7 protein-coding genes are annotated in these 8,524 nt (G+C 52.7%); 4 read left to right on the top strand and 3 right to left on the bottom strand.

Annotation, left to right across the window (positions count from 1 at the left end; genetic code table 11):
• Window positions 1-306 (top strand): DUF790 family protein (locus H6F80_RS08460; RefSeq protein ID WP_190791135.1); only part of this gene is annotated, 306 nt, incomplete at its 5' end.
• A gap of 23 nt (window positions 307-329) precedes the next feature.
• Here the strand turns inward: H6F80_RS08460 and H6F80_RS08455 are convergent.
• Window positions 330-1,439 (bottom strand): metal ABC transporter solute-binding protein, Zn/Mn family, encoded by a 1,110-nt coding sequence (locus H6F80_RS08455; protein WP_190791134.1) that lies wholly within the window; start codon window positions 1,437-1,439, stop codon window positions 330-332.
• A 90-nt stretch (window positions 1,440-1,529) separates the two neighbouring features.
• On the opposite strand from H6F80_RS08455, the gene H6F80_RS08450 reads away from it, so the two are divergent.
• Entirely contained in the window at window positions 1,530-2,276 is a 747-nt protein-coding gene (locus tag H6F80_RS08450) for a metal ABC transporter ATP-binding protein (RefSeq protein ID WP_190791133.1), read from the top strand.
• A gap of 147 nt (window positions 2,277-2,423) precedes the next feature.
• A complete protein-coding gene (locus tag H6F80_RS08445) occupies window positions 2,424-3,281 on the top strand; it encodes a metal ABC transporter permease (protein ID WP_190791132.1) in 858 nt (285 codons plus the stop codon).
• A 220-nt stretch (window positions 3,282-3,501) separates the two neighbouring features.
• On the opposite strand, the gene H6F80_RS08435 is transcribed toward H6F80_RS08445, so the two are convergent.
• Window positions 3,502-5,832, bottom strand: a complete 2,331-nt coding sequence (locus H6F80_RS08435; RefSeq protein ID WP_190791130.1) for an Eco57I restriction-modification methylase domain-containing protein — start codon at window positions 5,830-5,832, stop codon at window positions 3,502-3,504.
• 215 nt (window positions 5,833-6,047) lie between these two features.
• Between H6F80_RS08435 and H6F80_RS08430 the strand changes: the two genes are divergently transcribed.
• Window positions 6,048-6,752, top strand: a complete 705-nt coding sequence (locus H6F80_RS08430; protein WP_190791129.1) for an ROK family protein — start codon at window positions 6,048-6,050, stop codon at window positions 6,750-6,752.
• Window positions 6,753-6,937: 185 nt separating this feature from the next.
• On the opposite strand, the gene H6F80_RS08425 is transcribed toward H6F80_RS08430, so the two are convergent.
• Complete coding sequence (locus H6F80_RS08425) at window positions 6,938-8,473, bottom strand: trypsin-like peptidase domain-containing protein (protein ID WP_190791128.1); 1,536 nt, start codon at window positions 8,471-8,473, stop codon at window positions 6,938-6,940.
• Between the last annotated feature and the right edge of the window lie 51 nt (window positions 8,474-8,524).

The raw sequence follows: 8,524 nt of genomic DNA, 5'->3' as shown, positions 1-8,524 counted from the left end.
CCGATTCCCGGCAGCGTCATGATCCCCGACTTTCGCCTGGTTCACCCCGACGGGCGATCGTTCCTATTGGAAATTGTCGGATACTGGCGGCCGGAATATCTGCGGAAGAAGTTTTACCAAGTGCGGCAATCAGGACGGGATGATTTGATTCTGGCGATTTCCGAGCGGCTGAATCTAGAGAAAGCAGGCGTAAAATTTACTGATACTCCCGCGCAGCTCATCTGGTTTAAGGACAAGCTGTTGCCCAAGTCGGTTCTGTCGCTTCTGGAGCGCAATGAAGCGGCGGAGTACCTGAATCGCGGATGACCGGCTAGAGCAAATGCAAGGCTTTAGCGATCGGGTAAAGCGGATTTATCGCATTGTCCCCCCAGCGCATTGACGACGGTACAGGTATTTTCAACCAGCATGGCTTGGTATGTAGGCGCAGCAGTTCCTTCACCACCAGAACCCTCAATAAAAAGCGGCTGTTCGGCAACCTGCACTTCGGCACTGCGGGCGACAGACTGAATTAAATTAGGATTGGTCGTCGTGTCAGAGAAAATGGTTTTCACGCCGCTTTCCTTTACTGTATCGACCAGCTCTGCCAATCTTGCAGGCGAAGGTTTTTCCTCGCTACTCAGGCCATCCAGCGCGCCCCTGATTGTCATTCCATACGCTTTTGCGAAGTATTGAAACCCATTGTGAGGAGTCACAATCTGACGAGCAGAATCGGGAACTGTTGTGACCTGAGCCTTGATCCAGTCGTTGATTTGCAAGAGTTCTGCGGTGAGCGTAGCAGTATTCTGCTCAAACTCATTGGCGCGATCGGGCATGAGTTGAGTGAGCTGGTCTTGCACAACTTCAGTAATCTTTACGCCATTGGTTGCATCGTGCCAGACGTGGGGGTCAGGAGCCTGGGCTTCTCCGGCTTGCGCTTGGACTTCGCCTTGCTCGTGGTCATGATCTGCTTCGGCGTGTGCTTCACCTTCTTCGTGATCGTGCGGCTCTGCCATCAGCGGATTGGGAACGGCTGCTTCGTAAACGGCAACTTTGGAGGCGGGTGTCTGCGTTGCCTGCACAAGGCGAATTAGCTCTGGCTCATAGCTGTAGCCGCCGTACAGCACCAGATCGGCAGTTTCGATCGCCTGTCGATCAGAAGGTGTGGCTTTGTAGGCGTGTGGGTCTTGATCGGGCCGCATCAGGCAGGTAAGGTCGATCGTCTCTTGGGCAATTTGACGAGTCAGATCACAGAGCAGGCTGCTTGTGGCAACCACAGCAGGACGCTCTGCCGAGGAAGAGTTTGCGGTAGCCGCAGGATTTGTTTCAGCTTGCTGAGCCGCAGGAGTGCATCCACTAAAGCCGACCGCGAAGCACATCGCAATTAGCCCACGAGCGGCTCGCGCCTTTTGCCTGCATGGAATCTTCGATCGCGATTGAGTCAGTGGGGCATCAGCAGACATCTCTGAACCTCCAGTTTACCTTAAACGACAGTTGATCTTCTGGTTGACAGGTGTGAAAATGAAAATGATTCTCATAATCTTTTACTTGTCATGCTAGAGGTGCAGCGAGTTTCTGTCAATTACCGGGGAGCGGGAGCACTGGAAGATGTGTCGATGAGGCTCGCTCCCGGTGAATTAGTGGGGTTGATTGGTCCGAATGGAGCGGGCAAAAGTACCCTGATCAAAGCGATTCTGGGACTGGTTCCTCTGCAAACGGGACGGGTGCTGCTGGGTGGAATGCCGCTTCGTCGCCAGCGAAACCAGGTTGCTTACGTGCCGCAACGATCGCAAATTGACTGGGACTATCCCATTACTGCCTGGAATGTGGTGATGATGGCACATACGGCAACGACAGGCTGGTTTCGTCGTCCGGCTCCTCAGGCAGCGCGGCAGACCGAGGTAGCACTGGCCCAGGTGGATATGCTGCATCTCAAGCATCGGCAGATCGGCGAACTTTCCGGCGGACAGCAGCAGCGCGTATTTCTGGCGCGTGCCCTGGCTCAGCAAGCCGAAATTTTCCTGCTAGACGAACCCTTCGCCGGGATTGACAAAAAAACAGAGGCAATTATGCTGCGTGTGTTTACCGAGCTAAAGCGGCAGGGCAAAATGCTGCTCATTTGCAGCCACGAATGGGGAGATGCACTGCACCGCTACGATCGCCTCCTGCTGCTCAACCAGCGACTTCTGGCAGACGACCAGCCCCAGGCAGTCATGACCCTCGAAAATATCCAGCGCGCCTACGGGGAAAATTTGCAGGGCGATCGGTCACGGCGATCGGAGGTTCCCTTTTTCTGTTGAACTGCTGAATCACGACTAAATCACGGCTGAACCGTTGCTAAACCTAAACCGTGTCAGAAGTGGTAGAGCTTTTGCGATCGCGGATTAATCTAAAAGGAGACCCTCACACTAAAAGCATCATAAAACGCTACCCCCCATTCACTCTCCATGCTTTCCCTGCTGCTCGAACCGCTAAACTACGACTTCATGCGCTGCGCGATCGTCATCAGCGTTCTCGTCGGCATTCTCTGTCCGATCGTCGGTTCCTATCTGATTGTGCAGCGAATGGCACTGCTAGGAGACGTAATTGCCCATGCGGTTTTGCCGGGGTTAGCGATCGCTCAATTTATTGGCATTGAGATGCTGATCGGTGCGTTTATTTTTGGAATTTTGAGTGCTTTTGTGATTGCCTGGATTCGATCGCAGTCGCGGGTGTCGGTTGACGCGGCGATGGCAATTACGTTCGCCAGTTTCTTTGGCTTGGGAATTACGCTGCTGACGCTATTTCAGAGTCGGTTAGATTTGCTTGATCTGCTATTCGGCGATATTTTAAGTGTCACTTGGAGCGATGTAGGGCGAACTGCGATCATTAGCCTTGTAATTCTCGTTTGTATCAAACTTTTTTATAAAGAACTATTGTTTTTTACGTTTGATCGAGTGGGTGCAGAAGCGTCTGGGTTGCCTGTGCAGTGGATTAATCTAGGCATGATGGCAGGTATCACGCTGGCTCTGATTGCAGGAATGAGAATTGTTGGTGTGATTCTGGTGGTGTCGCTGATGGTCGGTCCGGCAACGACCGCTTATTTGTTGGTGAAAGAGCTGCACTGGATGATGATTCTTGGAGCGGCGATCGGCGTGTTTGCCAGCGTCTCGGGAATGTACACCAGCTATTTTCTGGATTTGCCTTCGGGTCCGACGATCGCGCTGATTGTGTTCGCGCTATTTTTGCTGGCACTGCTGTTTAGCCCCACGCAGGGTATCGTGATCCGCAAGCTGCGATCGACCTCAGCGAAACGCTCTATCTAGCACCAGGGTTCGCCCAAAAGATAAGCGAAAACAGGCTAAGATCAAAGCGCGATTTGTGAGCAAAAGGCAGCAGAATGGGTATGGAAAATACGGCTTGGCTGGACTGGACAATCGGCGGTCTGGCGATCGTAATTTTGATAGGAGGATTGGCAATGCTGTTCGGTGGCGTAGGTGCAATGAACCGCAAGTAAGAGCGCGGAAAAAAATTGCTCTGGTTGAATCAATCTCCCCTGGTGGGGCTAGCGTTTACTGTCCTTGCTGAACTGTCCTTGCTGACATGAGTTTGCGTGATTGTCAACGCTTCCTCATCTGTCAATCGATAGAGATGTGCAATCCGCTGATCTATCTGGAGATCGATTTCTGTATTAGATTTTGTGAATCGATCGACTGTATTTTGCAATCGTTCACTGATGCTTGTCTGAGCTAAATCGATGATTTCTGCGTAGATCTCACGGTCGATCGATTGGGTAGGGTCGGGGAGATAAATGGGCAGAGATTTAAGCTGTGCAGTGCCGATTCGCAAATAACCACTCTGAAGCTGATTTCCGCTCGCGCGATCGCGCAAATAGGCAGTGAGTAAATGGCTGTTCAGCAATGCCAGCAAATATCGCCAGTCGATCGATTGGGGAATTCCCAGAATAATACAGGTTGATTTGCCTGCTAGCAGGGTTCCTGTCGCATCCAGCAAGCATTCTAGCTGCTGTGAGAGCCCAGCAACGATAATTTTGGGCTGGCGTGCCTGCTGCTGCCGCCTTGCCGTGAGATAGTGCAGTCGATCGCTGCTTAGAATCGGGTGCTGATAAATTTGTCCCAGATAGCGAGTTGGCTTTTTGCCCCACTGCAGGCAGTAGCGATCGATCGTGCCGCTATTTACGAAGCGAAAATGCTCTAGGGCAGGCGTTGCGCAATCTTGTATCCAGGGTTGCAGCGCATAAGCTTCCGCGACTGTGGCGGCTCCATATACTTGGGCGATCGATCCCAGAGTGGGCAATTGCTGCAATCGCTGCATTAAACGAGCGTGAACCGCAGACTCAGCGAACTGCCAGCAAGCTTCAGGACTTTCTGCATTTTGGTTGAGCCAGCCCGATCGCTGCACCTGCGTCAGATTTGCCATGACCTCGTAGCGCACTGGGGTTTGATTCGGCGGCGATTCCTTCTGCACCATATACACCAGGGGGTAAACTGATGCTGCAAAGACCGGAACCTGAGCATAGTCGCGAATCAGCAGCAATCGGTGTTGCATCAAGAGCGATCGCGTCTGTGCCGCGTAGGGAGCCGATGCCAACTTATTGGGCACAATCAAACTCGCAATACCCCTCGATCGACAGAGCATTAACGCCTTCTCGATAAAGACGCAAAATAAATCCCAGTTGCCGATCGCTGTTTGATAGTGGGTCGCGCAATAGGTGCGCCAAGTCGGACAGGAGAGCATCATCTGCTCTGAATCTAGATAGGGCGGATTGCCAATCACTCCACCAAATCCTCCCGATCGCATTACTGCTGGAAAGGCAGTTTCCCAGTTCAGCGGATGGGTTGCACGATCGAGTTTTGCTGTTTCACGAGTTCTCTTTTGGAGAGAAATTGCATCTTCATCGAGTAAGGCATTACCAATTTTTAGATTGGCGTTTAGGTTAGGCAGTGGATCGGGTGGCGTATTGTCTAGCCCGATCGCGCCCTCGAGCAGTTTCAGCCACAGCGAAATCTGGGTGACTGTGACGGCTTCCGGGTCGAGATCTACGCCATAGATGCAGTGCTGCAAAATCTGCTGACGGGCTGCCCAGGACAGTTGCCATTCGCCTGATTTGTTTTGCCTGAGCAGGTCATGCCCGGTTGGATAGTGGCTGACCACCTGTTGAAGCTGCCAATTCAGCAAAACTTGATAGGCCTCCAGCAGAAAAGCGCCACCGCCACAGGCAGGGTCAAGTAAACGCGGCAGGGAACCAACGGTTTGCACATCAGCCAATGCTTTAGAGGGTTCGAGCAATCGATCGATCGTCTGCTGCACGATAAACTGTACGATTGCCGCGGGGGTGTAGTAAATGCCTTGAGATTTACGCTGAGAAGAACGAACAGGAGAATCCTTCAATAAGGTTTCATAAATCTGTCCTAACAAATGAGTGGAACAAAGGGCACACAAATTCTCCGATTGATAAAGACGACCAATGATCGATCGCAGCAGTCGATCGGTTAACGGTAGATCGGGTTCAAGCTCCAGCGCAACGGGTAAGCTAGCAAAACGGGGCTGTACCGATCGCCACAGTTCTACCAAACGGGAATAGAGCCGATCGCCCTGCTGCAACTGCGCGAGGGATTCGGGTTGCGATTTGAGCGGGGATAGCTTGCCTGGATGAAACCGTTGGTCTGAAGCGAAGCCTGATAAACCCTGATTTTGCTGCTCTAGCAGCCGTAGCACAAACAGAATCAGGATGAGATGTCGCGGCGCTTTAGCGTGAGCGGAACTTTCTGATTGAAGGCTAAGTTCGGTGGAAATGGCTTTTTGCCATGCCCGAATTTGCTTAAGTAGAGCAGTGATTTGAGGATTTTGGCGCATTTTTAAAGGCGGCGAGGCTTCTTAAAATCATGGCAAAGATTCGTTGAGCGCGGCGCATTAGCCTCCATAATCAAGTTGATAGAATTTAAGGGAAATCGCTTCGCCCCCGTGAAGCCAGGCAACGACTCAGGCAAAAATTAGATCCCGATTTAGATCCCAATTCAGGCAACCATTCAAAAGGACGATCGTAAATGCTGGAGGAATTCCAATCCGACATGGCTTCTACTTCTGCACAGCCGCTCACTCTGGCGGTAGACATTGGCGGCAGTGGGGTGAAAGTGATGACCTTAGATCCAGCAGGCAACCCGCTTTCGGAGCGCGATCGGCTAGACACGCCTGCACCCGCAACGCCTGACTCGGTTTTGCGGGCAATTCGGCAGCTTGCACAAGACAAATCATTCGATCGCGTGTCGGTGGGCTTTCCGGGGGTCGTGCGGCAGGGGACGTGCTACACGGCGGCAAATCTGGATAGCGGCTGGCTTGGCTTCAATTTGGGCAAAGCGTTGTCTGAAGCGTTGGGCAAACCTGTGCGCGTGATTAATGATGCTGATATGCAGGGATATGGGGCGATCGAAGGGCAGGGCGTTGAACTGATGATGACGCTGGGAACTGGAACCGGCTTTGCTTTGTTTATCAACGGTATCCTTGTGCCCAATTTGGAACTCGGACATCATCCCTTTCGCAAAGGCGAGACTTACGAGCAGCAGCTTGGACGAGCCGCCCTTGACGACATTGGTAAAAAACGCTGGAACGAACGGCTCCAAAAGGCGATCGCCACTCTGAGCCATGCGTTTAACTACGATCGGCTATATCTGGGCGGCGGCAATGCCAAAAAAATCGAGATTACACTGCCTGAGAATGTGACGATCGTGCCAAATGTGAACGGACTGCTGGGGGGAATTGCTTTGTGGAAGGACTAGGGCAGGAGCACGATGCTGGGAAGAACTGAGTTAACTCCGCTCATGCTCAAAATCTCTCAATTCTGGGGGATTTAGGGGGCTGAAGAGTTTTGAAAACCAATCAGAAAACTTGTGTCTACACGATCGCCCCAGTTAAAACATTAGAGCTTCTAGAGTTTAGAGCTTCTGGAGCTTCTCAAACCCCTTTATAACTGCTGCTGCGATCGAGCTAGAAACTGCTGTACGATTTCGATTGGAATACTCACGCCCTGTCCGGTGCTTTCCTGAATGGCACGGTTCACGCCGATCACTTCGCCTTTGTTGTTAAGCAGTGGACCGCCACTATTGCCCGGATACAAAAAGCCGCTTGGGGTACGGATGCACTGACGATCGAGGGCACGACTGCCGCAGAGACTGTCCGTTCGCATCACCTGTGCCTGGCTCATTTTCCAGTGGGTTCCCATCGGTGAGCCGATCGCATAAACGGTATCCCCTGTCTGAACGTCTTTGGTGCTATCTGCCAGGTTTGCGGTGGGCAGCCCGTTTGCGCCCTCAATTTGCACCAGAGCCAGATCGATCGCCGGATCGCTGATGATTACCCGTCCGGCAAATTTGCGTCCGTCTGCCAGATGTATGGTTGGCGTAGGGTTATTGGCAGTCACATGATGGTTGGTTAGCACTAAGCCATCCGATCGCAAAATAATTCCTGCTGCGGGGGCGTAGCCGCTGTCTACGTGAATCCAGAGTTCGACGGTGAAGGGCTTGGCGTTGGCGTAAAGGGTGCTTGAGTCCAGCACAACAAGCGGATCAGCATCTTTGCCGCGTAGCCAACTGGGCAGCAATCCCTTAATTTGTGACCAGTTTGGAAACGGTGAGCCTGCATCGGAATCGCCATGGGGGGACGGTGGGCGATTAGGACTTCGGACAGAACGATTTGGATTAGGCTGGAAAGTTGCTTGGGGAGTGTCTGAGAAATTGGATTCAGCCAGCGACCTTCCGGGCGGCTGCGTGGCAAGCCGATTGCCTCCTGCCCGATCGCGGATTAAAAACGCTTGCAGTGCCTGATCGCGGACGAGTCCAGCCATCAGCGATTGTGGATCCGCACTTGCGCTGTCCATACCAGACGGAGTGATGCCACTAAGACTGGAAGTTTGCTGACGTTGGCGATAAGCAATTCGCCGTCGAGTGACTTCGATCGCTGCTTGCTGGGGATTGGGCGATAAGGCTGCCAGGAAAGATCTGCCGTCTTCTGTGCCAAAGGCAAGCATCGTGTCCAGACAGGCAATGTCGAGCGGCGCGATATAGCTGCCACAGTTTCCCTGCTGCCAATAGGTTTGATAAATTGCTTCCACTTCCGACGGCTGAAGATTGGCGATCGGCTGCGGCAGCTGTCCCTGCGACTGTCTCCAGCGATCGTACTGTGCCTGAGTAATGCCTTCCCGGGTTTGACTGCTGGGATCAATCTGCTGCGATAACCCGGTAACAGCTTGAAAGGCATTCTCAAAACCCGCCAGACGAGGCGAAGCAGTCCCCCCCCTGGGATAATCAGCAGCAGCAGGCGCGTCAGCGGTTGGACGATTTAATTCATTCTGCGAAGCAGAAAAATTGCCTTGCAGCAGCCGGGGCAACACCAAAGCAACGGGCAGCCATACGACTGCCATCAGCAGCCAGGAATTTGACTGAGGTTTGCGTCTGCGAGGACGGCGAGGACGGCGCGGCTTTGCTTGCATAATCACCAGCATACGCGAGACTCAGGTAATTCAGGCACCCTTTAAAGCCTAGATAATTACCAT

This window comes from Leptolyngbya sp. FACHB-711, from assembly GCF_014695615.1.
Classification (GTDB): domain Bacteria; phylum Cyanobacteriota; class Cyanobacteriia; order Elainellales; family Elainellaceae; genus Leptolyngbya_A.
Note: the sequence above shows the minus strand (reverse complement) of the source record. Positions and strands in the feature narration are given on the sequence as shown.